Raw genomic sequence first — 23,191 nt, forward strand, 5'->3', positions numbered from 1 at the left:
ATCATGCCGGGCTCGCGGGTGCCGGCACCCGCTCCCTGATCCGGCCTGGTCCGGACGAAAGGCCCTGGCCGGGAGCAGCCAGCGCCAGCGGCCCGCCGGATCGTGATCTCGAACGTCAGCCCCGGGCGTAGACGCTCTCGACCCACGCCGACATCTGGTCGTCGGACAGATGCCTCGCGAGGTCGGCCTCGCTGATCATGCCGACGAGGCGCTTGTCCTCGATGACGGGGAGCCGGCGGATCTGGTGGCCCTGCATCTCCTGGAGGACCTCGCCGACGTCGGCGCCCGAGTCGATCCAGCGGGGCGTGCCCTGCGCGAGGTCACCCGCGGTGATCTTGGAGGGGTCGTGGCCCATGGCCACGCAGCCGATCACGATGTCGCGGTCCGTGAGGATCCCGCAGAGGCGTTCGTTCTCGTCGCTGATGGGCAGTGCGCCCACGTTCAGTTGCCGCATGAGCTGGGCTGCGCGGTCCAGGGTCTCGTGAGCGGGGATCCACTGCGCACCGCGGTGCATGATGTCTCCGGCGGTGGTCATGGGGTACCTCCCGGTGCCGGTGGCCGGCGCGGCACGGTCGCGCCGCAAATCCCGGCGCACTTCATTCTTCCCGCCCTGCCTTGGGCCCGCACCTGGGAGCGGACCCGCACCGACACGTGGGCGCGCCCGTCACGAGGGCAGCCCGCCCCAGGCCGGATGCCGGGGGTCGTCGGCCCGTACGACCACGTCCGCCGTGCCGGCCGGGTCCGTCTCGCTCTCGTAGCGCTCGAAGGCCGGCAGCGTCCACTGCTCGTCCTCGGGCGTACGCCGTCGCAGCGCGCCCGGCGACAGTTTCAGGTGCACGGTCAGGTCGAAGGGGAACCAGTGTCCCATGAGCAGTGGCCCGTGCAGCAACAGGACGCCGCCGGGCGGCAGTTCGACGTAGGCGCTGCGTGTCGCGCGGTCGGCGGCCGGGTCCCACAGGTCCGGCAGGACGCGTCCCGTACCACCGGGTTCGAGCGGCCCGAAGACCTCGCGCCACAGCGCGGCCGAGTCGAACCAGCCGCTGTAGTACGCCTCCACGTCCTCGCGCCCGTACTCGAGGCGCAGCGAGGCGGGCCGCAGGAATCCGCCCGTGTCCACGGCGAGCGAGGGGCGTCCACGCACCCGCAGCGCCTCCCCGACCAGTGCGGCGAGGTCACCGGGCCGGGCGGCCGGCGGGCCGTCGACGGCGACACGGGGCCACGGACTCCCGTCGACCGGCTTCAGTTCGAGCAGCCGCTCGGCGAGGGCGTCGCCGAGCCGTTCCCAGGTGATCGCTTCGAGTCGCACGCGCCTCATGATGCCTCGCGCCCGGGACGGGATCCGAGGGGACCCGTGCCCCCGCGACGCGTTCTCGCCCGTGCCCGGGGGGAATGAACCGGGTATGACCGCCACGGCCCGGCCCGACCGGGCTGCTCACCGCCGGACTCCCCCGCCGCACACCGGGCTCGGCGGGCCGGTCGTCGTGCAGCCGATGAAGCGTCGGCGGTGCGCGGAGTGCCGCCGGGAACCTCTGGACCTGCTGACCCTGGAGGACGGGGCGCCGCGGTGCCTCGACTGCGCCGACCTGGGCCATCTCGTGTATCTGCCGCGCGGGGACTGGGCGCTCACCCGCCGCGCCAGGGAAGGCAGTTCGCTGTCGGCGGTGGTCGTGCGCTTCCATCGGCGGCGCGGCCGTTACGAGCGCCAGGGCGTCCTCGTGGAGGAGGAGGCGCTGGCCCGCGCCGAGGAGCGGTGCCTTGCGGACGCGGACGCGCGGGCCAGGCGCCGGGTGCGGGACGCGGCACGAAGGGCGGCGCAGGACGTGTCGTTCACGGCCGCGTTCGCCCGGGAGATCCTGCGGCTCTTCCCGTGCTGCCCGCCGCACCGGGCGGAGGCGATCGCGGCCCACGCGTCACTGCGCGGAAGCGGCCGGGTGGGGCGCAGCGCGGCGGGCCGCGCACTGTCGCAGGCCGCGGTGACGGCGGCGGTGCGGGCGGCGGTGCGGCACACGGAGACCGCGTACGACGCGTTGCTGATGAGCGGAGTGCCGCGGGGCGAGGCCAGGAGGAGAATCGCGGCACCGGTGGAGGCCGTTCTGGCCGCGTGGCGCGGGCGGCCCTCATGAGAAGGGTGGACGCCGAACCGTGGCGGCCGTCCCCCGCGTGCGGCAGGATCTTGACCGGACCGCGACGCCGACGGCATCGCCGGCAGGGGGGAGTTGTGATGATCGAGGGGCCGTACTTCGTCCTCACCGTCCTGGGGGCGCTCGCCTGCGGGGTGTCGGCGGGCGTCTTCATCGCGTTCTCGACCTTCGTGATGAAGGGGCTCGCGGCGCTGCCTCCCGCGCAGGGCATCGCGGCGATGCAGGCGATCAACGTGGCCGCGGTCGGTCCGGCGTTCATGGTGGTGTTCCTGGGGGCCGCGGCGCTGTGCGTGGTGCTCGCCGTCGTGACGTTCGTGCTCTGGCCGGAGCAGGGCACCGTGGAGCTGCTGCTCGGCAGCGCGTTCCAGCTCGTCGGCGCGTTCGGCGTGACCGCCGTCGCGAACGTCCCGCGCAACGACGCGCTCGCGAAGCTCGACCCCGAGGCGCCGGACAGCGCGGGGTCGTGGCGTACGTACGTGTCCGAGTGGCTGATGTGGAACCACGTCAGGGCTGGTGCGTCGCTGGCCGCGTCGGCCTCGTTCATCCTCGCCCTGACCTGAGCCTTCGCGTCCTGCCGGATCCTGCCGGCGCCCCTGCGCACCAGCGGAAACGGACGTATTGTGGCGAGAAGGACACGGCAAGGGAGACGGCCATGGCCGACCCCAAGGGCTTTCTCACCACCCCCCGGCAGGACTGGCCACGCCGCCCTGTCGAGGAGCGGGTCCGTGACTGGGCCGAGGTGTACGTCCCCGGGGCGCTCCTGCCGATCATCGAGGGACAGGCCGACCGCTGCATGGACTGCGGCGTCCCGTTCTGTCACGAGGCGTGTCCGCTCGGGAACCTGATCCCGGAGTGGAACGAACTCGTGTCGCGGGACGACTGGCGGGCGGCGAGCGACCGGCTGCACGCCACGAACAACTTTCCCGAGTTCACCGGTCGCCTGTGCCCCGCCCCGTGCGAGGCGGGCTGCGTCCTGGCGATCAACCAGCCGGCCGTGACCATCAAGAACGTGGAGGTCGCCATCGCCGACCGCGCCTGGCAGGACGGCCTCGCCCCGCCCAAGCCGCCCGACCGGCTGTCCGGCGCCACGGTCGCCGTGGTCGGCTCGGGCCCGGCGGGGCTCGCGGCCGCCCAGCAGCTCACCCGCGCCGGGCACACCGTCGCCGTCTTCGAGCGGGACGACCGGCCGGGCGGCCTGATGCGCTACGGCATCCCCGCCTTCAAGATGGAGAAGCGCCATCTGGACCGCAGACTGGCGCAGTTGCGGGACGAGGGGGTGCGTTTTCGTACGTCGACGGAGGTCGGTCGCGACATCGGCGCGGCCGAGCTGCGGTCGCGCTACGACGCGGTGGTCCTCGCGGTCGGCGCCACGGCCTGGCGCGAACTGGAGGTGCCGGGGCGGGAGTTGGCCGGGATCGTGCAGGCGATGGAGTACCTGCCGCTGGCCAACCGCGTGTGCGAGGGCGACATCGACGCCTCCCCCCTGTCGGCCGCGGGCAAGCACGTCGTGATCGTCGGCGGCGGCGACACGGGCGCCGACTGCCTGGGCACGGCGGTGCGCGAGGGCGCCGCGTCCGTCACGCAGCTGGACATCTACGGGCAGCCGGGCGCCGAGCGCGACGAGCTGGCCGAGCCCTGGCCGACCTATCCGAAGATCTACCGGCTGTCCGCCGCCCACGAGGAGGCCGGGGAGCTGCGAACGGCGCCCGCGGCGGACGCCGACGCGCGCCTGTTCGCGGCGTCCACGCTGCGTTTCGAGGGAGACGAGTCGGGCCGGGTGAAAGCGCTGCATCTCGTCGAGGTCGACGAGGCGCGGCGGCCCCGGGAGGGCACGTCCCGGGAGCTGCCCGCCGATCTGGTGCTGCTCGCGCTCGGCTTCTCGGGGCCCGAGCGCGGCGCCGGCGGTCCGGTCGGCCAGCTCGGTCTGGCCGTCGAGGACCGCGGCACGCTGGCCCGCGACGCGCGGTTCACGACCTCGGTGCCCGGCGTGTTCGCGGCCGGGGACGCGGCCCGCGGCCAGTCCCTCATCGTGTGGGCGATCGCCGAGGGCCGCTCGGCCGCGGCCGCGGTCGACCGCTGGCTGACCGGCTCGACGCGGCTGCCCGCGCCGATCGGCCCGTACGACCGTCCGATGATGGCCTGAGGCCGCCGCCGGTCGGCGTTCGTCGTTCATCCGCGCTCGTCGGTGCCCGCGACCTTGCCGGTCGACAGGGCGATCCGGTTCCACGCGTTGATCGTGAGGATCAGGGACAGGATGTGCGCCAGCTCCTGCTCGTCGAACCGCTCCGCGGCCTCCGCGTAGACGTCGTCGGGAACACCGCCGTCGGCGACGAGCGTGACGGCCTCGGTGAGTGCGAGTGCCGCGCACTCCCGAGCGCTGAAGAAGTGCCGCGCCTCGCGCCACACGGCCACCATGTGCAGCCGGTCCTCGCTCTCGCCGGCCTTGCGCGCGTCGTTGGTGTGCATGTGGAGGCAGTACGCGCAGTGGTTGAGGTGCGAGGCACGGATCTGGATCAGTTCGACCAGGGCCGGGTCGAGGCCCTCCCGGGCGGCGGCGTCGAAGCCGATCAGGGAGCGGAAGACCTTCGGCGCGGCCTTCGCGAAGTCGAGGCGGCCGGCCGAGCGGACGGGGGAGTGCGTGTTCGCCGTGGTGATCGCGTTCGTCGTCATGACCATGAATCTACGAGCCCGATAGACCTCTTGTAGGGTGCATTTCCATGACGGATTCATGGGTCAATTCCGCCGAGCGCATCGGTGCCGACCTGCATCTGGACCTGTCCGGCGCGGGCAGCCGCAGGGCCGCCCTCATGAGGGCGCTGCGTGACGCCGTGCGCTCGGGGCGGCTCGCTCCGGGCACCCGGCTGCCGCCCTACCGTTCCCTCGCCGCCGACCTGGGCGTCGCCCGCAACACGGTCGCCGACGCGTACGCGGAGCTCGTCGCCGAGGGCTGGCTGACCGCGCGCCAGGGCTCGGGAACGCGCGTCGCCGAACGGGTGGGGCCGCCCGCGGCCGGCCGCATCCCGAAAAAGGGTCCGGCCCGCGCGCACGGGCCACGCCACGACCTCCGCCAGGGCACACCCGACGCGTCGTCCTTCCCGCGCGCGGAGTGGGCGGCCGCGTACCGGCGCGCGCTGCAGGCCGCCCCGAACGAGGCGTTCGGGCCGGGCGATCCGCAGGGCCGCGTCGAGCTGCGGGAGGCGCTCACGGAGTATCTGGCCCGCGCGCGCGGGGTGCGGGCGGAGCCGGACCGCATCGTGATCTGCTCCGGCTTCGCGCACGCCCTGCGGCTTCTGTTCGGCGGCCGGGTGCTGCGCGGACCGCTCGCCGTGGAGTCGTACGGACTCGGCTTCCACCGCGAGATCCTGACGGCCGCCGGCGTAGGGACGCTGCCCCTGACGCTCGACGAACACGGCGCACGCGTCGGGGAGTTGACGGCCGGAGCGGGGCGGGCGAGGGCCGCGCTGCTCACCCCCGCGCACCAGTTCCCCACGGGTGGCCCGCTGCACGCCGAGCGGCGTACGGCGGCCGTCGACTGGGCACGCGCGCGTGCCGGGCTGATCGTGGAGGACGACTACGACGGCGAGTTCCGCTACGACCGCAGGCCCGTCGGCGCGGTACAGGGCCTCGACCCCGAACGGGTGGTCTACGTCGGCTCGGTCAGCAAGAGCCTGTCGCCGGCGCTGCGGCTCGGCTGGATGGTGCTGCCGCAGGGGCTGGTGTGGGATGTCGTCGCGGCGAAGGGCGAGCGGGAGGCGTGGGCGAGCGTGCCGGACCAGCTGGCGCTCGCGGACTTCCTGGTCTCGGGGGCCTACGACCGGCATGTGCGGCGGATGCGGCAGCGGTACCGGGGGCGGCGGGACCGCCTGGTGCAGGCGCTGGCCGAGCGGGCGCCCGAGGTGGCGGTCACCGGGATCGCGGCGGGGCTGCACGCGGTGCTGCGGCTGCCCCCGGGGACCGAGCGGTCCGTGGTCAAGGCCGCCGCGTGGGGCGGTGTGGCCCTCGACGGCCTCGCCGAGTTCCGCCACCCGGAGGCGACGATGCCGCACGCGGACGGCCTGGTGGTGGGCTACTCGACGCCGTCGGACCACGCCTACGGGGCGGCGCTGGACGCTCTGTGCGGGGTGCTGCCACCGGGCTGAGACCCCGACGGCCGCTGCCGGGTCCGCCGGAGAGGCAGGTCCACGGCTCGCGCACCCCGTCCGCTCACGAGAGCAGGAAGTCCGCCGCCCCGGCCTTCGCGCCCTCGATGAACGCGGTGATCTCACCCGGGGTGTAGATCAGGGCGGGGCCGTCCGGGTCTGCCGACTGACGCATCGCGACCCGGCCGTCGGCCAGCTTCATCGCTTCCACGCAGTTGCCCCCGTTGCCGCCGCTCCAGGGCTTGTGCCAGCCCTCGGTGCCGAGGTCGCGGGCGGGCATCCCGTTGTAGATGACCTTCCCGTCGACACCTCGTATGCGGGCCTTGATCCGATCCATTCACAGCTCCTTGCGGAGATCCCGGAGGATGTCCTTTGTGCGATGTGCCGTCGCGGCATGCGCCGCCATGCGGTCCATGACCTCGAGGTGGGTGGCCACCTCGGGGCGCGCGTCGAGGTAGACCGCGCCGGTCAGGTACTCGCTGTAGACCATGTCCGGCAGTTCTGACATGGCAAATCGGAACAACACGAAGGGGCCGTACGTGCCGGGGTGCGGGCCGGCGGCGAACTCGGCGATCTGCAGCGTCACGTTGGCCAGCTCCGTGGCCTCCAGGAGCCGGTCGATCTGACCGCGCATCACGTCCGGGCCGCCGACCGGGCGCCGCAGCGCGGTCTCGTCCATGATCATCCACAGGCGCGGGGCGTCCTCGCGGGTGATCAGTTCCTGACGCTGCATCCGGAGCGCGACATGCCGCTCGACGACGTCGGGGTCCTCGGCAAGGGCGCGGCCGACGGCTCCGGAGCGCATCACGCCACGCGCGTAGTCCTCGGTCTGCAGGAGCCCGGGAACGAAGTGGGGCTCGTACGACCGGATGAGGGCGGCGGCGCCCTCCAGACTCACGTACATCGAGAACCAGCCGGGCAGGATGTCGTGGAACCGCTGCCACCAGCCGGGCTTGTTGGCCTCTTCGGCGAGCATGACGAAGGCTTCCGCCTCTTCGTCGGTGACGCCGTAGGACTTCAGGAGGAGCTGGAGGTACGGGATCTTCAGTCCGACCTCGGCCATCTCCATGCGACGGACCGTGGCGGGGGCGACGCGCAGGACCTTCGCGGCCTCCTCGCGCTTGAGCCCGGCGCGTTCGCGCAGGTCCTGGAGGCGCCGGCCGAGGACGACCTGGCCAACGGTCGGAGCGGACCGCGGTTCGCTCACGCCCCCTACCTCCCAGTCGTCCCTGTGGTCCTGTTCGCGGTCGCGCGTGTGGTCGCGCTCCCAGAGGAAGCCGGGCGGCCCCGACGCCCGGTCATTCCGGGCAACTTCCCTGAAATCGTCGGCGATTTCGCCATGGCGGGCGCCGTACGGCACACCGCCGTCAGCAGTGTGCCATGGCTCGGCACGCGAGCACACTGCACTCTGCACTTTTCAGAGTGGCTCTTGCCAAGTGTTCACGACGGGGAGATAGTGGCAAGCGTGATTCCGTCCGTGCCGTTAGGAACAGAAGTCGGCGAAGCTACGCTCGGTGACGAAACCGGGGCGCGCTCCGGCGCAGCCTCCCTGCGTCGCAGCAGCTTCGAACTGGCTCCCCACCCGGGTTCTGCCGCCCAGGCCCGGAAACTGACGCGCGCCCACCTCAGCGGCTGGGCAGTGTGCGATGACACCTGCGACGCGGCCGCCCTGGTGATCTCCGAACTGGTCACGAACGCGATCGTCCACACGGCGAGCAGCCGCATAGTGTGCGAGCTCCACGACAGTGACGACCGGGTCCGGATAGCCGTGCGTGACGAGGGCTGGGCCGCTGGTGAGCCGCATTCCGCCCGCCGTGTCGCGCCGGAGGAGGAGCACGGGCGTGGCCTGCTGCTCGTGGCGGCGGTGAGTACCGCGTGGGGCGCGCAGGAGACGGGCCCCGGACTGCTCGTGTGGGCCGAGCTCGCACGCGACGCGGTCGGCGGGCAGGACACGAACGCCGCCCGAGGACACTCCCCCGTCGCGGAACCCCCCGGGATTCCCGGGCCGCACCGCAGCGGTGAAGCGCACACCGGCGAACCACCTCACTCCCCCGACAGGGGACCGGGCACCGCATCGGGCCCCGCCTTCGACACGCAGCAGTTCGAGTCAGAGTTCGAGACGGGGTACGGCACCGGCTTCGGCCCGGCCGCCGGCCCCGGGACGGGGGCGGGAGCCGGATGGGTGTGGTGACGACGCGCACGATGGATCTCGACTCGCTGGTCCGGTTCTCGCGGCAGCGGCAGATCCTGCGGACCGCCCCGATCAGACTCACCGTCCCCGCCGGCATGACCGCCCCGCTCGGCTGTGACACCGTCGCCGTCCCCGAGGACTGCGGGCGCGCCATGGTCGCGCGGCTGCCCCGCATGGGGTGCGTGTACGCCGACGGTGACCGCTGGTGGTGGATCGTTCCCTCGGACTCGGACGTCGCCCTGGAGTGGCCGGCCCCGGCCAGTTACACGACCGGCGTGCAGGTGCCGGACGCGCGGCGCGCGCCCGGACTCATCCACCGGCCCGACGGCAGCATCCCGTACACCCCGCCGATCCCGCTCTATCTCGCGCTGTGCCGGGTCACCGGCACGACGCCCGCCTGGTCCCGCTCGATCGGCGCGGGCGCGGCCGACGCCGCCTGAACAGCACGCTCCACCCGGATCAGCGCGCGACAGCCTCCGCGCGCGGCACGATCACCAGGAAGGCGTCCGTCGCGAGGTCCATGACGACCTCCGCGGGCTGCCCCTCCAGACGCCGGTCGCGCGCGAACTCCTCGGCCGGCCATGACCCCCGCGGCCCTCCCGCGGGAAAGCGTTCAAGTACCACTCGTCCGTCGATCATCGTGCACCCCTGCCCCCGTCGTCGTACGTGCGCTGTCGCGCGTTCTTACGGAGAAGAACGACCGCGAGGCGCCCGAGGGCTCGCAACGTGATGACACTGACACCGAGTTGAGACGAGTTGCGCCGCTGTGGCCGACCGGAGGACCGCCGCGGCAGTGCGATCCGCCGAGGCGTCAGTCCGGATACTCGTCGTGATAGCGGACGCGCCCGCTGCCCGCCGGGGCCCCGAGCGTCGACGCCCGCCCCGCCGGCTCCTCCCACTCCTCCTGGCGGCCGAGCGCGGTCAGGTCGAGCAGGCTCGTGACGGAGCCGATGCCGTCGAGGCCCCGGCCGGTCGTGGAGTACGTGTGGTAGACCCGGTCGCCGTCGCGCAGGAAGCAGCTGAGGCCGGGCACGTCGCGGGGCCCGTCGTCCGACACGAAGCCGAAGTCCTGGTTGAAGTCGCTCGTGGCCGAGGAGTACCAGGGCACCGTCCAGCCCATGCGGGCCTTGAACGGCAGGAGTTTGGTGAACGGGGCGCGCGACACGGCCGCGAACTCCGTTCCCCTGGCGCGCAGATGGGAGAGGTGCCCGATCTGGTCGAGGAACGCGGAGCAGTCGGGGCAGCCCGCTTCCTGGTCCGGGCCGAACATGAAGTGGTAGACGATGAGCTGGGAACGCCCCTCGAACAGGTCGAGGAGCTCCGCCTTGCCGTCGGGCCCCTCGAACACGTACAGCTTCTCGATCTCCACCATGGGCAGTTCGCGGCGCCGCGCGTTGAGCGCGTCCCGGGCGCGGGTCGCCGCCTCCTCTCTGGCGAGCAGTTCTTGGCGCGCGCCGAGCCACTCCTCGCGGGTGACGACGTCCGGCAGCCCCATGGGTCCTCCTCGGGTCGGTACTCCTCGGGTGGTTGACCGGGGCTCTTCTCGGAACTCATCGCTCGGCGGCAGAAAACCTTCCCCGTTCTTCCGGGGGATCCGTTGTGTTCGCTGAGCATGCACTGTTGTCCGCTGACGCCGACACCACCACAATGCACATGTCAAAACCGGTAGTTGTCGGTTTCAGCGATCAACGGGAGAGGACCCCCACATGAAAAAGCCTCTCGTCGGTGCGGTGTTCGGCCTGCTCCTCATAGGAGCAACGGCCGCGCCCGCCACGGCAGTCGGAGCCCCGCACGAGGCCACGGCCAAGGTCAAGGCGGTCACCTTCGCCGGGACGGTGGCGCTCAGCAACTGCTCCGGGTCGGTCGTCCGCGTGCCGGACTCCCAGCCCACGGACCCGGCCCTGGTCATGTCCAACGGGCACTGTCTCGAGAGCGGTTTCCCCGGACCGGGCGAGGTCGTCGTCGACCAGCCGTCGTCCCGCACCTTCAGCCTGCTCAACTCCGCGGGCAGCAAGGTCGCGACACTGCGCGCGAACAAGATCGCGTACGGCACGATGACGGACACGGACGTCTCGCTCTACCAACTCACCAGCACCTACCAGCAGATCGAGAGCTCGTACGGCATCAAGGCCCTCGAACTGTCGGCCTCGCACCCCACGGCGGGCACGGCCATCACGGTCGTCTCCGGCTACTGGAAGAAGACCTACAGCTGCAACGTCGACGGCTTCGTGTACCGCCTCAAGGAGGGCGAGTGGACCTGGAAGGACTCGGTCCGCTACACCTCGACGTGCAACACGATCGGCGGCACCTCGGGCTCCCCCGTCGTCGACCAGGCGTCCGGCAAGGTCGTCGCGGTCAACAACACGGGCAACGAGGACGGCGCCCGCTGCACGGACAACAACCCGTGCGAGGTCGACGAGAACGGCACGGTCACGGTCCGCAAGGGCATCAACTACGCGCAGGAGACGTACGGGATCGTGCCGTGCGTCGGGATCGGCAACAAGATCGACCTGAGCGCGGCGGGCTGCGAGCTGCCGAAGCCGTGACCCTCCTTCTCAGGCACTGAGTTCCGCGAGCAGCGCGTCGATCCGTTCGGCGTGCTGCTCCGGGACGCGGCCCGTGTCGTCGAGGTGCACGGCGCAGGACGTGGTCGTGTCGACGAGGGCTTCGAGGGTGACGGCCACGTCCTCCGTGCCGGCCGTGTGCCGGGCGAGCGGGGGAAGTTCGGCGGCGGCGAGGTCGATCGCGGTGCGCGCCTCGGCGAGCGCGCGGTACGCCTCGCGGCGCAGCGTCCACCGTCCGGCGCGGTCGTCGGACCCGCTGAGCACATGGAGAACGTAGGCCCGCGCGGCCTCGCCGGCGGTGGTCAGGCGCGTACGCACGGCGCCGCCACCACAGCCCGGCGCGGGCAGCGGCAGGTGGCCCACACAGAGCACGATGACGCACGCGAGCAGCGTCTCGCCGATCCGGGCCAGGGCCATCTGCGGTTCCCCTCCCACCATCACGAGAGACAGTACGAAGACGGTCACGACGGCGGTCTGGGCGGCGAAGTGCCGTGTGCCCACGGGAATCAGCGCGCCGGTGAGCACCACGAGCGCGACGGGCCCCGCGGGGCCGGGCAGCAGCGCGGCGAGTCCCGCGAAGAGCGCCGCTCCGAACACCGTCCCGAACGCCCGGCACAGCACGCGCGAGGCGAGCGGCCCGAGGTCCGGCTTGACGAGGAAGACGGCGGTCGCGGGCAGCCAGTACCAGTGGGCGTTGTGGAGCGGCTGGGCGACGGCGGCACCGGCTCCGAAGCAGAGCGCCACCCGGATCCCGTACTCGCGCCCGGCGGGGCCGACGACCCTGCGCAGGGCGGTGACGGGGGCGTGGCGGCGGGTGTGCAGCGGCTGGGGCCCGGCGTCGCGCGGCGGGTCGCCGAGGCCGGTGGCACTCACGGTGACAGGGACCGGAGCGATACGGGTCCGGCCACGTACGGGTCCGTCGAAGGCCACGGCCGCGTGCAGCAGTGCCTCGTCCAGCGCGCGCAGGGCCGCGTCGGAGCGGGCGGGTGCGGGCAGCGGGCCGCACGGCTGCGCGGCGCGGACGGCGTCGGCGAGGCGCCACAGGCCCTCCGACGCGCGGGCCGGGAGAGGGCTTCCCGCCCAGGCGAGGGCGGTGGCCGCCTCGCCGAGCGGCAGGGCGGCGGCGTACTGCGCATGGAGGCGGCGCTCTTCATGGGAGCCCACGAACCGGCGCAGGCGCGGTCCGGAAAGGGCGTCCTGCGCGTGATCGAGCGCGGCGGTCAGGGCGGCGCGTCGTGCGGTGGCCCGGGGTGAGCCCGCCGCGTCGACGAGCCCGGCGACAGCCGCGTACACCCGGGCGACGGCGGCGCGTTCGCCGTCGAAACGGTACGCGCCTGCCCCGCGCGGCGACGGCAGCACGCCCCGGAGCACGAGGAGCCAGCCCGCGCCCGCGAGGAAGAGCAGGGCCCGCTGCCAGCCGGCCTCCGGCAGCGGCATGCCCGCACCGATCGCGACGGCGACGAGGAGTTGTGTTCCGCAGGCGGACGCGATCGGCCCGACGGCGCTGAGGGCGCCGCCCGCGAACCCGAGCAGCGCGAACACGCCGACCAGCGCGGCGGAACCGGCGTGCGCGCCGACCCACGTACCGAGGGCGAGTCCGCCCGCGCCGGCCAGGGCGGGGACCCCGATCCGGGGCACCGCGGCGCGACGGCTGCCGGGCCGGTCGTTGATTCCCGCGAACATGGCGCCGAGCGCGGCGAGCACCCCGGCGACGGGACGGCCTGCGAGCAGGGCCGCGACGAGGAGTGGCCCGGCGGCGAGTGCGCCGCGCACGACGGCGCTCCAGGGGACGGGACCGCGCTGGGCGCGCAACGCGTGGCCGAGCCAGGGCGGAAGGGGGCGGAGGGTGGTGCGCACGGTGCTCCTGTCGGCGGGTCCGGGGCGGGGGTGTGCCGCGGGACGACGTCGGCCTGGGCTGATGCGTCAACGGTAGGTGGCGTGTGCGGAGGGAAAGGTACGTGCGCGTTTCCACGACGTGACGATGTGCGGGACGTCGTGCGGAACTCCTCGGAACGGGCCCGCCGCAGGTCACCCGGGTGGCGCCATGGCAGGATTGCGCGCCGTGAGCAGCGAGGACGGCTGGCCGGACGTGCCCGGCGACACGGCCCTGACGATTCGGATCCCGGAGGCGGACTCCTTCGTGCGGGCGCCGTTCCCGGCCCACATCACGGTGCTGTACCCCTTTCTCCCCGCCGCGCGGATCACGCCGGAGGTCCACGCCGAATTGTCGGCGCTCTTCGCGGCCCGGGACCCGTTCGACCTGACGTTCGCGGAGTTCCGCCGCTACCCGGGCGTCCTCTACCTGCCGCCCGCTCCCGAGGACCCCGTCCGCGCCCTCACGCGGTCCTTGCGGGAGCGCTGGCCGGAGGCGGTCCCCTACCGCGGCGTGTTCGGGCCGGAGGGTCTCGACCCCCATCTCACGCTCGCGAACGACGAGGGACCCGAGACGTACGAGGCGGCGTACGACGCGCTGGAGCGGGAACTGCGCCCCATGCTGCCGGTGACGGCGCGCGTCGGGTCGGTGCGCCTGATCGTGACGGACGGGCGGGTGTGGGAGGACGGAACGGTGTACGAGCTGGGGCGCTCACCCGCGCAGCCCGCACCCCTGATCCCGCCCGCCCGGCCTGTACGGGCGGCTTCGCCCGCTCAGCTCCGGCGCGCGGAGTCGACGGCGCTCTCCAGGAGGAGCTGAGTGCGGTCGACCACGTCGACCAGGTCGCCCGACGCCCCTGCGAGCAGGCTGTGCACGCCCAGCAGCCCCGCACGCTCCAGGAGCCGCTTCTCGTTGGTGACCCAGGCACCGCGCGCCGCGAGTACGGCGTGGGCGGCCGACATCGCGGCCACGGCGACCGCCCCGTGGACTTCGGTCCTGCCGCCCTGCGGCGCGTTGTTGGCCCTGGCGTAGTGCAGCGTTCCGGCGGCCCGCCCCCACCACATCTCGGGGGCCGCCTTGCGCAGGGCCTCGGGATAGCGGTCCGGGCAGGGCACCGTACCGCGCAGCACGTGGTTGACGGCGAGTTCGGCGACGACGAGGTAGGTCGGGATCCCGGCCAGATGGAACATCAGGGGCTCCCAGCGGACGCGCCCCGCTCCGGCCTCGCCCAACTCCCTCTCCACCACGTCGAGATCGCGGTAGTGCACGTCGACGCGCCGCCCGTCGACGGTCAGCCAGGCCCCGCCGTTGAAGACCCCGCCACCCCACCCACCGATCTCGGAAACCTCCCCCTCCCAGCCGACGCCCCGCAGGTCGTCCGGCTGGAATCCACCCCGGTAGTAGACCGCGAAGTCCCAGTCGCTGTCGGGTCGTTGAGTGCCCTGGGCCCGCGACCCACCGAGCGCGACGGCCCGCACCCCGGGGAGTGCGGCGAGCCGGTCGGCGACGTGGTCGAGGAAGGCCCGGTCGGTCATGACTTCGTGCGCGGCAGGCATGGGGCCACGCTATCGACGGCACGGGAGGACAGGCGACTCCATTACAGGGCGCCCGGGGCGCGTACTTGGGGGCGGACCCGTGCATGACGGAGAATCGCTCCGTACGTATACGCGTTCCGTGCCCGCCCGGACAAGGAGTTCTGTGCCCGCCCGTCCCACCCGTTCCGTGATCGGTGCCGCCGTCCCCCGAGCTCTCGACTCCGCTCGAGCAGGGAGGTACCCCCATCGCCCCTGCACCCTCGTGGTGTGCAGGGGTTGCTGCTGCGGCAACACGGCGAAGTACCCCGGCTATGACCACACGTGGCAGTTGGAGCGGCTGCGGGCCGCGGCCGCCTCGTCCGGTGGGGCGGTCGCGGTGCGGGTGACGGACTGTCTGGGACCGTGCGACCAGGCGAACGTCATGGTGGTGCAGCCGTCGGGCGAGGGCCGGCGGCGGGGCGGGCGCCCCGTGTGGGTGGGCTGGTCGATGGGCGACGACGCGACGGACGAGATCCTGCGCTGGGCCGAGGCGGGCGGCCCCGGGATCGCCCCGGCACCGCCCGCCCTGGAGCTCCAGTTCATCGAGACCCCCGGCGAGCGGACCCGCCGCCGCACGCGCCGCTGACGGCCGAAGGCCAAAAAAGAACGCGTACCCGTCACGTCCGCGCCGCCCCCGCCGCCACGAACCCGCAGATCAGTACGAACAGGATGGCCAGCAGCGGCCAGATGAAGCGCAGGTACTTGTCGTAGCCGACCTTGGCGAGGGCCACACCGCCGATCGTCACCGCCGTGGTCGGCACCCACAGGTTCATCCAGCCGCTCGCGGCCTGCCACGCGGTGACGACGACCGCGCGCGAGACGCCCGCGAAGTCGGCGAGCGGCGCGAGGATCGGCATGGCGAGCGTGGCGTGGCCCGAGGTCGAGGGGATGAGGAAGGCGAGCGGCAGGTTCACGACGAAGACGATGATCGCGAAGATGCCGGACGAGGTGCCCTTCACGACGCCCTCGATGGAGTGCAGGACCGTGTCGGTGATCTTCGAGTTGTTCATGATCACGGTGACCCCGCGGGCGAGCAGGATGACGAGCGCGGGTGAGATGAAGTCGGCCGCGCCCTGGATGATCGTCGAGCTCAGTCTCTGCTCCCCCAGATGCGCCACGACGCCGACGAGCACGGCCGCGACGAGGAACAGTGCCGCCAGCTGGGGAAAGGACCAGCCGAGCTCGAAGCCGTACGGGGTCGCGTCGGCCTTCCCGGTGAGGGCGCTCGACCACGGCACGACCGAGAAGATCATGAAGGCGAACACGAGGGCGGTGACGGTGAGCACCGCCTTGTGCAGTCCCGTCAGCTTCGGCACCTCGACCGCGTGGGCCTCGGCCTCCTCCTGATCGCGGTCCCCGGGCAGGAACCCCGACAGAGACCGCCCGGGGTCCTTCTGCACGCGCTTCGCGTAGCGGATGACGTAGGTGACCGTGACGGCGGTCAGCACGATCCACATGAGGAAGCGCAGGATGATGCCGTCGCCGAGGGAGATGTCGGCGGCGGAGGAGGCGACGCCGGTGGCGAACGGGTTGACCGTCGAGCACAGCACCCCGATCCCCGCGCCGAGGATGATCGCGCCGACGGCGGTCATGCGGTCGTAGCCGAGTGCGAGCATCAGCGGCACGATCAGGCCGTAGAACCCGAGGGTCTCCTCGGCGAAGCCCTCGACGGTGCCGAGCACCGAGAAGACCACCATGACGCCCGCGATGAGCAGCGCACCCCGGTCGCGCAGCCGGTGGGCGAGCCGGCCGATGCCGCGGTCGAGGGCCCCGGTCGCGAAGACGACGGTGATGAAGGAGCCGATGGCGAGCACGAAGAGGAAGACGCCCGCGCTGCCGTACAGGTCACCGGTGTTGTCCGGGGCCACCAGGGACGTCCTGGTGTCCTGGATGCCGTAGAGGCCGTTGACCGGGGACAGGAACAGGTCGTCGAGGCGGTCGACGAGGGACTGCCCGGAGTCGACGCGGTGGTACGTGCCCTGGACGGGGGCGCCCGAGCTGTCGCGGTCGTACTGGCCGGAGGGGATGAGGAAGGCGACCGCCCAGACGGCGACCGTGACGATCGCGAGGACGGTCAGGGCGCTCGGGAAGGTGAACTTGCCCGTCGGATGCGGCTGCTGGGGCGCCTCCGCCTCCGTGGGCGTACTCATGAGGCGGTTCCGGCGCGGTGGTCGGCGGCGTACTCACGGACGAACGCGCACATCGCGACGACGGTGCTGCGCAGCTCGGAGAACAGGACGCGCTCATTGGGGGCGTGCAGGTTGCACATGCTGTCCTGGGCGCCGAAGAGGAGCACCTCGGCGCCGGGTGCGGCCTTCGCCAGGCCGTTGACCAGCGGGATCGAGCCGCCGGTCGCGACGTAGGAGGCGTCCGTGCCCCACGCCTCCTTGAGCGCGGTGAGCGCGGCGCGGTAGGCGGGGCCGCCGGTCGTGGCCTCGTAGCCGGGGCCGGTGTCGCCGGGGGTGACGGTGAGCCGGATGCCGAAGGGCGTGAGGGAGCGCAGGTGCTCGACCAGCCTGGCCTGCGCCTCCTTCGGGTCCTGACGGGGGTGGAAGCGCAGGTTGAGCTTGGCGCGGGCGTACGGCACGACCGCGGACGCGGCGTGTTCGACGGCGGGGGCGTCGAGGCCGATGACGGTGATCGCGGGGCCGCTCCACAGGCGCTCGCCGAGGGTGCCGCTGCCGATCAGTGGCACGCCGTCCTCGACACCGGCGAGGGAGCGGAACTCGTCCTCGGCGTAGCTCGTGCCGGTCCACTCCTCGCGGCGCAGGCCCTCGACGGCGACGTCTCCGCGCACGTCGTGCAGGGTGGCCAGAGCCTTGAGCAGGACGAGCAGGGCATCAGGGGCGGCACCGCCGAACTCGCCGCTGTGGCGGGGCTCTTCGAGGGTGCGGACCTCGACGACGACCTCGGCCGCGCCACGCAGACCCGTGGTGAGGGTGGGGGTGCCGGGGCGGAGGTTGCCGAGGTCGGCGATGACCATGGCGTCGCAGGCGAACCGTTCGGGGTCGGTGGGCGGGTAGCCGTCGAAGGGGCTGCCGTACTCCTCCTGCCCCTCGAAGACGATCTTGACGCCGACGGGCGGGCGGCCCTTGAAGGCCCGCAGCATGCCGAGATGCGCGATGACGTTGGACTTGTCGTCGGCGATGCCGCGCGCCCGCAGCCCACCCTCGACGGGGGTCGGCTCGAAGGGCGGGGACCTCCAGAGTTTCTCGTCACCGGCGGGCTGGACGTCGTAGTGCGAGTAGAGCAGGACGGTCGGCGCGTCCGGCGTCGGTGGCGGGATCTCGCCGAAGACGACGGGGGCGGTGTCGGGCAGATCGATCCGCTCGACGCGCTCGACGCCACACTCCCTGAGCAGCCCGGCCAGCAGGTCGTGCGCCTCCCGCACAGGTTCGGCGGGGAAGCCGGGGAAGGCGATGGACGGGATGGCGGCGAGCCGCTCCAGATCGGCGCGGAGCCCGTCCATCAGGCCGTCGACTTCGGCTTGCAGCTCCCTGGCGTCCATGGCGTCCGTACCCCTAGATGTCCGATGACTGCCCTTGAAATGCGTGGCATTTTGTCCGGATTATCCTTCCGGGTGACGTCTGGCGTCCGGGTGCCTCGCCGGATCGAGCCGATCCGGGACTAAGGTCGAGGCATGGCTTCGGATACTGCTTCGGACACCGCCTCGGACACCGGTTCGGGCACTGGTGCGGATTCCGCTTCGGGTACGGGTTCGGATACGGCTTCGAACGCGGCGGCCGCGGCGCGGGCGGCCGGCCCCGGCGCCGGCGAGAGCGTGCGGATCGACAGCTGGATCTGGTCCGTGCGGCTGGCCAAGACGCGCTCGGCGGGCGCGACGGCGTGCCGCGGCGGGCATGTGAAGGTCAACGGTGAGCGCGTGAAGGCCGCCCACAACGTGCGCGTGGGCGACGAGGTGCGGGTGCGGCAGGCCGGCGGGCACGAGCGGGTCGTGATCGTGAAGCGCCTGATCCGCAAGCGCGTGGGCGCCCCCGTGGCCGTCGAGTGCTACGTGGACAACAGTCCGCCGCCCCCGCCGCGCGCCGCCGTCGCCCCCGTGGCCGTCCGCGACCGCGGCGCGGGCCGCCCGACGAAGCGGGACCGCAGGGACATGGACCGGCTGCGCGCCGCATTCGGGGCGGGCCCCGTACCCCCGGCGCAGGATCAGGCGGACGGACGCGAAGAAGGCTGACCCCGTACGTCGACGGGGTCAGCCTCCGGCCGCGGGTCACGCCCGGCGCTTGACGAGGCGGACCAGATCCGCGTTGCTCCGGCGTCGTGTCCACGCGAGAAGCGCCAGCGGGACGATCAGGACGAGCGGCGTCGCCGCGTTCTCCCCGTCGAAGTAGGACATCTGCACGACGAACGCCCCGGCCATCAGCGCACTCAGCGCGATCGGGGCGACCCCGGAGAGCACCGGCACCAACAGGGCTACTGCGCCTGCCAGTTCGAGGACGCCGATGAGGTACATCGCCGCGCTCCCCCACCCCATCGTGTCGAACGACTCGACCGCCGTCGGGTGCGCGATCAGCTTGGGCAGGGCGCTCGCGACGCCGTAGAACAGCGCGAGCAGCACCGTGAGCGTGCGCAGCGCGATGCGGGCGGCGCGGGCCCTGCCGGCGGCCGGGGCGGCGCTGACGGAGGCGGCGGAAGCGGCGGTCGTGACGGGGGCGGTGGTCTCGGACATGGGGTGCTCCTCGGTGAGTCGGCGCCGGGCCGTGCTGTCCGGCTGTCACAGAGGTAGACGGCGGCACCCCGGGGAACTCATCGGTCGCCCGGCACCTTTATGCGGGCACCGCCCTCACCCACACCTGGTCGTCCGTGAGATACCGGTCGACCTTCAACCCGGCCTGGTCCAGCGCCTCTTCGAACTGCTCACGCGTCAGGGGCCGCGCCAGGAACGTGTGCGTCCAGGACGCGTCGGGGAACTCGTACTCCGCACGCACCGAGTTCACCCCGTCCCCCACGGGCTCCGCGGACACGATGCGGACCGTGAAACCGCTCGGGTCCACGCGCTCGCGCGGCAGGTTCGTGTGGTAGTCCGGGCCCTCCCGCTGGATCAGTACGCAGCCCCCGTCCGCGACATGGCGCCGGCACGTGTCGAGCATCCCCTGCCGCACCGCCACGTCCCCGGTGTGCACGAGGAACGACGCGAGCAGCACCACCTCGAACGTCCCGCCGGCGTCCAGCGTCTCGACCGGCGAGCAGATCGTCCGCGCCCCGCGCACGCGCTCCAGCATCTCGGCGGACTCGTCCACGGCCGTGACCGTGAAGCCGCGCTCGATGAGGGGGTGTGTCATCCGGCCGACGCCACTGCCCAGTTCGAGAAGGCTCGCTCCCGCGGGCACGGCCGCGGCGATGATGTCGGGCTCATCCCTCACGGGCAGGCGCGCGTACAGATCGACCGCACAGCCGTCCGGCGTGATGGCGCCGGGTCCCGTCCCTCCGTATCCCTCACGCATCTCAAGGCTCATGCTCCTTCAACGAGGTTTCCCTCGGCGGCAGTTCCCGACCAGGGCAGCGGGAACCAGCCATGTCCGCCGTACCAGTGTCCGCCCGCGCGCAGATGGTCACCGACGGCCCGTTCGACGCTCGTGCGGCGAGGCAGTCCCTCCACCGCAAGGGCGGGGTCACCGAAGACGAAGCCGACCGGCACCCCGTCGTCCGGCTCGTCGTTCTCCCAGGCGGTGCGGAAGCGCTCCTGGAACCGCACTACGTTCGAGTCGGCGCGCAGGTAGCTCTTCAACTGGGCGTCGAGGAGCCAGGAGTGGCACACGGCGACCTCGTAGCGCTCCCGCGGGTAGTGGCGCGCGAAGAACTCCCCGGCCTGGAGCAGGGACCGGTCGCACGCCACCGGCGACAGCGGGCCCCTGTAGTCGGGGATGTGGAGGCTGAGGCACGGGTCGCCGGGCTTCAGGGGCACTCCCGCGCGGGCGATCCCGTCGCCCGAGCGCCCGCCGAGCGTGGCCCGCTGGTACTGGAGCCGGCCGAGTTGGTAGAGCTCCCCATGGAAGTGCAGGCCGAGCCAGGCGACCGCGTGAATGCCGCAACTGCCGTACCGCCTGCGGTGGACGGCCATGTGGCGCCCCAGGTCGGCGAGGGTGCGCCGCGAGACGTCGTCCGGCACCCCGAGACCGCGGTGGTACGCACGCGTGGCGGGCAGCGCCGCCACGTAGACGTAGACGGAGAAGCAGCGTTCGAGCAGGTCTCCGCCGTCGGGCGGCGACGGGAAGCCGGGGCTCTTGCCGACCGTCCCCATGTCCCGGGTGACGGCGTCCACGGCCCGCTCAAGGAGATCGCTCACTTCGGGATCGTCGGCCACCCGGGGGCGCAGCGCGACGAGTTCGTTGATGTCCTCATGGGCGACCCCGAGGTCGAGGAGGACCTCGGGCAGGTCCTCCGCGTCGGGGATCAGCGCCTCCGCCCGCCCCTGTCCGTCGAGCGCCTCCACCCATCCCGCGAGCCGCTCGCCGCTCTTCCGCCCGTCCAGCACGCGCCCTCCCCTCCCCCGGCCGAACCCCGGCGACCGGGGTCCGCCGACCGGAAACCACCCCACCTTTTCAGGGAACGGTGCACCGCGCGAGGGTGCGGACGCACCCGACGCCTCCGCCCGTGAAGAGGCACCCTTGAGAGGGAACCTCTTCACGGGCGGAGGCGGTGACGATGCGCACGGGCAGTGAACCGGTGACCGCGCGCAGTGCCCTGCGCGCCCGGCTGTGGCTCAGCATCTGGGGTCTGGCCTGGGCGATCTTCGGCACGGTCGCGTTCATCCTCACGGACCGCCCGTGGTGGGCGCTCGCGTGCGGGGTGCTGTGGCTGATCGTGACCGTCGACCTGTTCATGATCACCCGCCACATCCGGCAGGGCCCGCACTACCAGCCGGGCCGCGACGTACCGCCCTACGTTCCACCGGACCACAAGCCCTAGGGCCTGTCGTTCGGATCGGGCCGGACCAGGGAGCGGGTGCCGGCACCTTGCTTCGCAAGGCGGAGGAAGGAGCCCACATGGAGCGTCGGCGACCGACGACAACGCGGCGAGGCGCGCGGGGGGGCGCACGCCCCGCGGCCCGTGATCCGAACGAAGGGCCCTAGGGGGCCTCGCCCTGCGGGGCGTCGTCGAAAGCGGCCGCGGCCACGTAGTCCGGCTGCGGATCGAGCGCCGCGGCGAGCCGGAAGTGGCGCCTCGCCTGGTTCGGCCGCGCGGCACGCTGATAGGTGCGGGCGAGCGCGAAGTGCGCGAAGGCGTTGTCCGGCTCACGCTCCAGGATGATGGTGAACTCGAGTTCCGCCGCGCGCAGTTGGGCCGCGGCGAAGAACGCACGGGCGCGCAGCAGCCGCGCCGCCGTGTTCTCGGGGTGGGCCGCAATCACCGGGTCGAGCAGTTTCACCGCGCCTCGCGGATCACGCGCCGCGAGCAGTTGCTCAGCGGCGCGGAAGTCGATGACGTGCGTCTCCGGGTTGGAGTGGGGCACAGCGGTCTCCCTCCTTCGTCATCCACGTCAACGGCGTGGACTGTCGGCCCTATTCCTCCCCCACAACACCCTGACGTACGTACGTCCGACCGCGTCGTCGGCTCAGCGCCCGGTCACCGCGAGTACCACGCCGAGCACGGCCAGCGCCACGCCCGCGACCACGAACACCCAGTCGAGGACGGGCCGCTCGCCACCGATGAGCACGGTCTCACGGGGGTCGTCGACGTCGTACGCGATGCCGACCAGGCCGCCCGCCGTCAGCGGCAGCCGCCGGGTGGGCGGCGCGGGGGACGGCACCTCGACGACGAGGCCGTCGTGCGTCTCGAACTGCAGCAGAGGCCGCTCGGAACCCGCCTGCGGAGGTTTCACGAGCGCCTGGGCGACGCGTCCGGCCTCGCTGATCCGCCGGGTCCGCCGCAGCCCGTACGCCCCGGCGAGGACGGCCACCAGGCCGCCGAGGAAGGTGAACGCCGCCAGGACGACCACGCCCGTCCCCCTTCTAGGCCGCGGCCGCCCGCTGCGCGAGGTCCGCCCAGACGGCGTCGACCCGCCGGTGCAGCTCGTCGAGCGGTACGTCGTTGTCGATCACGATGTCGGCGATCTCCAGGCGCTTGTCGCGGGTGGCCTGGGCGGCCATGCGGGCGCGGGCGTCCTCCTCGCTCATGCCGCGCAGGCGCACGAGGCGGTCGAGCTGGGTCTCGGGGCTCGCGTCCACGACCACCACGACGTCGTACAACGGCGCCAGACCGTTCTCGGCGAGCAGAGGTACGTCGTGCACGACGACGGAGTCACCGGTGGCGGCGGCTTCGAGTTCGGCGGAGCGGGCGCCGACGAGCGGGTGCACGATCGAGTTGAGGACGGCGAGGCGGTCCGCGTCGGCGAAGACGATCGCGCCGAGCGCCGGCCGGTCCAGCGAGCCGTCCGGGGCGAGCACCTCGCTCCCGAACGCCTCGACGACCGCGGCCAGTCCGGGAGTTCCGGGCTCCACGACCTCCCGTGCGATGCGGTCCGCGTCGATCAGTACGGCCCCGTGCTCCACGAGCAGCCGGGACACCTCGCTCTTGCCGGCACCGATTCCGCCGGTCAGACCCACCTTCAGCATGCGGGCAGCTTAGGCGAGGTACCCATGGCTGACCACAGCCCCTAGGGCCTGTCGTCACATTCCCGTCGTCCGCCCGAGGGGCGGGCCCGGCGGCGTCTGGTGCGTGCGATCGCAAGGCGCCGGAGAGCCCTGG

General features: G+C 72.7%; 28 protein-coding genes. 11 read left to right on the plus strand and 17 right to left on the minus strand.

Going from position 1 to position 23,191, the window contains the following annotated elements; all coding sequences use genetic code 11:
• Positions 1–115 precede the first annotated feature (115 nt).
• Entirely contained in the window at positions 116–535 is a 420-nt protein-coding gene (locus tag ACFC96_RS33265; protein ID WP_376615661.1) for a CBS domain-containing protein, read from the minus strand.
• Between the two features lie 129 nt (positions 536–664).
• Positions 665–1,315, minus strand: a complete 651-nt coding sequence (locus ACFC96_RS33270) for a uridine kinase (protein ID WP_376615662.1) — start codon at positions 1,313–1,315, stop codon at positions 665–667.
• 85 nt (positions 1,316–1,400) lie between these two features.
• Here ACFC96_RS33270 and ACFC96_RS33275 point away from each other — a divergent pair, with 85 nt between their 5' ends.
• The 3 genes from ACFC96_RS33275 (at position 1,401) to ACFC96_RS33285 (ending at position 4,284) form a co-directional block, all read left to right on the plus strand.
• Entirely contained in the window at positions 1,401–2,123 is a 723-nt protein-coding gene (locus tag ACFC96_RS33275; RefSeq protein ID WP_376258445.1) for a DUF2293 domain-containing protein, read from the plus strand.
• Between the two features lie 98 nt (positions 2,124–2,221).
• Positions 2,222–2,701 (plus strand): DUF1772 domain-containing protein, encoded by a 480-nt coding sequence (locus tag ACFC96_RS33280; protein WP_376258447.1) that lies wholly within the window; start codon positions 2,222–2,224, stop codon positions 2,699–2,701.
• Between the two features lie 92 nt (positions 2,702–2,793).
• A complete protein-coding gene (locus ACFC96_RS33285) occupies positions 2,794–4,284 on the plus strand; it encodes a glutamate synthase subunit beta (RefSeq protein WP_376258449.1) in 1,491 nt (496 codons plus the stop codon).
• A 26-nt stretch (positions 4,285–4,310) separates the two neighbouring features.
• On the opposite strand, the gene ACFC96_RS33290 is transcribed toward ACFC96_RS33285, so the two are convergent.
• A complete protein-coding gene (locus ACFC96_RS33290; RefSeq protein WP_376615664.1) occupies positions 4,311–4,811 on the minus strand; it encodes a carboxymuconolactone decarboxylase family protein in 501 nt (166 codons plus the stop codon).
• 47 nt (positions 4,812–4,858) lie between these two features.
• Between ACFC96_RS33290 and ACFC96_RS33295 the strand changes: the two genes are divergently transcribed.
• Complete coding sequence (locus tag ACFC96_RS33295; protein ID WP_376615666.1) at positions 4,859–6,280, plus strand: PLP-dependent aminotransferase family protein; 1,422 nt, start codon at positions 4,859–4,861, stop codon at positions 6,278–6,280.
• Between the two features lie 64 nt (positions 6,281–6,344).
• Here ACFC96_RS33295 and ACFC96_RS33300 read toward each other — a convergent pair whose 3' ends face one another.
• Together ACFC96_RS33300 and ACFC96_RS33305 are read right to left on the minus strand one after the other, a co-directional pair.
• Complete coding sequence (locus ACFC96_RS33300; RefSeq protein ID WP_227294109.1) at positions 6,345–6,617, minus strand: DUF397 domain-containing protein; 273 nt, start codon at positions 6,615–6,617, stop codon at positions 6,345–6,347.
• Positions 6,618–7,487: a helix-turn-helix domain-containing protein gene (locus ACFC96_RS33305; protein ID WP_376258455.1), complete on the minus strand. Its 870-nt coding sequence runs from the start codon at positions 7,485–7,487 to the stop codon at positions 6,618–6,620.
• 270 nt (positions 7,488–7,757) lie between these two features.
• Between ACFC96_RS33305 and ACFC96_RS33310 the strand changes: the two genes are divergently transcribed.
• A complete protein-coding gene (locus ACFC96_RS33310) occupies positions 7,758–8,471 on the plus strand; it encodes an ATP-binding protein (protein WP_376258457.1) in 714 nt (237 codons plus the stop codon).
• Positions 8,459–8,911 carry a hypothetical protein gene (locus tag ACFC96_RS33315; protein WP_376258459.1) on the plus strand — a complete coding sequence of 151 codons (453 nt, stop codon included), beginning with the start codon at positions 8,459–8,461 and terminating at the stop codon, positions 8,909–8,911. Before ACFC96_RS33310 ends, ACFC96_RS33315 begins: the two co-directional genes overlap by 13 nt.
• Before the next feature lie 19 nt (positions 8,912–8,930).
• Here the strand turns inward: ACFC96_RS33315 and ACFC96_RS33320 are convergent, their stop codons facing one another.
• Positions 8,931–9,110: a hypothetical protein gene (locus ACFC96_RS33320; protein WP_376258461.1), complete on the minus strand. Its 180-nt coding sequence runs from the start codon at positions 9,108–9,110 to the stop codon at positions 8,931–8,933.
• A 172-nt stretch (positions 9,111–9,282) separates the two neighbouring features.
• On the minus strand, positions 9,283–9,966 hold the full coding sequence (locus ACFC96_RS33325) for a DUF899 domain-containing protein (protein ID WP_340460416.1): 684 nt from the start codon (positions 9,964–9,966) through the stop codon (positions 9,283–9,285).
• A gap of 211 nt (positions 9,967–10,177) precedes the next feature.
• Here ACFC96_RS33325 and ACFC96_RS33330 point away from each other — a divergent pair, with 211 nt between their 5' ends.
• Positions 10,178–11,017 carry a serine protease gene (locus ACFC96_RS33330; protein ID WP_340460417.1) on the plus strand — a complete coding sequence of 280 codons (840 nt, stop codon included), beginning with the start codon at positions 10,178–10,180 and terminating at the stop codon, positions 11,015–11,017.
• Between the two features lie 9 nt (positions 11,018–11,026).
• Here the strand turns inward: ACFC96_RS33330 and ACFC96_RS33335 are convergent, their stop codons facing one another.
• Positions 11,027–12,892, minus strand: a complete 1,866-nt coding sequence (locus tag ACFC96_RS33335; RefSeq protein WP_376258464.1) for an FUSC family protein — start codon at positions 12,890–12,892, stop codon at positions 11,027–11,029.
• 205 nt (positions 12,893–13,097) lie between these two features.
• On the opposite strand from ACFC96_RS33335, the gene ACFC96_RS33340 reads away from it, so the two are divergent.
• Positions 13,098–13,727, plus strand: a complete 630-nt coding sequence (locus tag ACFC96_RS33340) for a 2'-5' RNA ligase family protein (protein WP_376258466.1) — start codon at positions 13,098–13,100, stop codon at positions 13,725–13,727.
• On the opposite strand, the gene ACFC96_RS33345 is transcribed toward ACFC96_RS33340, so the two are convergent.
• On the minus strand, positions 13,682–14,464 hold the full coding sequence (locus ACFC96_RS33345; RefSeq protein WP_376258468.1) for a nucleotidyltransferase family protein: 783 nt from the start codon (positions 14,462–14,464) through the stop codon (positions 13,682–13,684). The genes ACFC96_RS33340 and ACFC96_RS33345 overlap by 46 nt on opposite strands.
• 241 nt (positions 14,465–14,705) lie before the next feature.
• On the opposite strand from ACFC96_RS33345, the gene ACFC96_RS33350 reads away from it, so the two are divergent.
• The gene (locus ACFC96_RS33350; protein WP_376258470.1) at positions 14,706–15,068 is read left to right on the plus strand and encodes a (2Fe-2S) ferredoxin domain-containing protein; all 363 of its coding nucleotides are present in this window, start codon (positions 14,706–14,708) and stop codon (positions 15,066–15,068) included.
• A gap of 31 nt (positions 15,069–15,099) precedes the next feature.
• Here the strand turns inward: ACFC96_RS33350 and ACFC96_RS33355 are convergent, their stop codons facing one another.
• Positions 15,100–16,632: a YfcC family protein gene (locus ACFC96_RS33355; RefSeq protein ID WP_376615668.1), complete on the minus strand. Its 1,533-nt coding sequence runs from the start codon at positions 16,630–16,632 to the stop codon at positions 15,100–15,102.
• Positions 16,629–17,990 (minus strand): M20/M25/M40 family metallo-hydrolase, encoded by a 1,362-nt coding sequence (locus tag ACFC96_RS33360; protein WP_376615670.1) that lies wholly within the window; start codon positions 17,988–17,990, stop codon positions 16,629–16,631. Before ACFC96_RS33360 ends, ACFC96_RS33355 begins: the two co-directional genes overlap by 4 nt.
• A 132-nt stretch (positions 17,991–18,122) precedes the next feature.
• On the opposite strand from ACFC96_RS33360, the gene ACFC96_RS33365 reads away from it, so the two are divergent.
• Positions 18,123–18,677 carry an RNA-binding S4 domain-containing protein gene (locus ACFC96_RS33365; protein ID WP_376258475.1) on the plus strand — a complete coding sequence of 185 codons (555 nt, stop codon included), beginning with the start codon at positions 18,123–18,125 and terminating at the stop codon, positions 18,675–18,677.
• Positions 18,678–18,713: 36 nt separating this feature from the next.
• Here ACFC96_RS33365 and ACFC96_RS33370 read toward each other — a convergent pair whose 3' ends face one another.
• The 3 genes from ACFC96_RS33370 to ACFC96_RS33380 all read right to left on the minus strand — a co-directional run bounded on the left by ACFC96_RS33370 (position 18,714) and on the right by ACFC96_RS33380 (position 20,900).
• On the minus strand, positions 18,714–19,172 hold the full coding sequence (locus ACFC96_RS33370) for a DoxX family protein (protein WP_376258477.1): 459 nt from the start codon (positions 19,170–19,172) through the stop codon (positions 18,714–18,716).
• Positions 19,173–19,269: 97 nt separating this feature from the next.
• Positions 19,270–19,959 carry a class I SAM-dependent methyltransferase gene (locus ACFC96_RS33375; protein WP_376615672.1) on the minus strand — a complete coding sequence of 230 codons (690 nt, stop codon included), beginning with the start codon at positions 19,957–19,959 and terminating at the stop codon, positions 19,270–19,272.
• Positions 19,956–20,900 carry an acyltransferase domain-containing protein gene (locus ACFC96_RS33380; protein ID WP_376615679.1) on the minus strand — a complete coding sequence of 315 codons (945 nt, stop codon included), beginning with the start codon at positions 20,898–20,900 and terminating at the stop codon, positions 19,956–19,958. Before ACFC96_RS33380 ends, ACFC96_RS33375 begins: the two co-directional genes overlap by 4 nt.
• 248 nt (positions 20,901–21,148) lie before the next feature.
• On the opposite strand from ACFC96_RS33380, the gene ACFC96_RS33385 reads away from it, so the two are divergent.
• Positions 21,149–21,412 (plus strand): DUF6343 family protein, encoded by a 264-nt coding sequence (locus tag ACFC96_RS33385; RefSeq protein ID WP_340459592.1) that lies wholly within the window; start codon positions 21,149–21,151, stop codon positions 21,410–21,412.
• Between the two features lie 160 nt (positions 21,413–21,572).
• On the opposite strand, the gene ACFC96_RS33390 is transcribed toward ACFC96_RS33385, so the two are convergent.
• The 3 genes from ACFC96_RS33390 to coaE form a co-directional block, all read right to left on the minus strand.
• The gene (locus ACFC96_RS33390; protein WP_376615674.1) at positions 21,573–21,956 is read right to left on the minus strand and encodes a tetratricopeptide repeat protein; all 384 of its coding nucleotides are present in this window, start codon (positions 21,954–21,956) and stop codon (positions 21,573–21,575) included.
• Positions 21,957–22,058: 102 nt separating this feature from the next.
• Positions 22,059–22,442: a hypothetical protein gene (locus ACFC96_RS33395; protein ID WP_340459594.1), complete on the minus strand. Its 384-nt coding sequence runs from the start codon at positions 22,440–22,442 to the stop codon at positions 22,059–22,061.
• Between the two features lie 13 nt (positions 22,443–22,455).
• Positions 22,456–23,058 (minus strand): dephospho-CoA kinase, encoded by a 603-nt coding sequence (coaE, locus tag ACFC96_RS33400; protein WP_376258485.1) that lies wholly within the window; start codon positions 23,056–23,058, stop codon positions 22,456–22,458.
• Between the last annotated feature and the right edge of the window lie 133 nt (positions 23,059–23,191).

The organism is Streptomyces sp. NPDC055955, from assembly GCF_042270245.1.
Classification (GTDB): Bacteria; Actinomycetota; Actinomycetes; order Streptomycetales; family Streptomycetaceae; genus Streptomyces.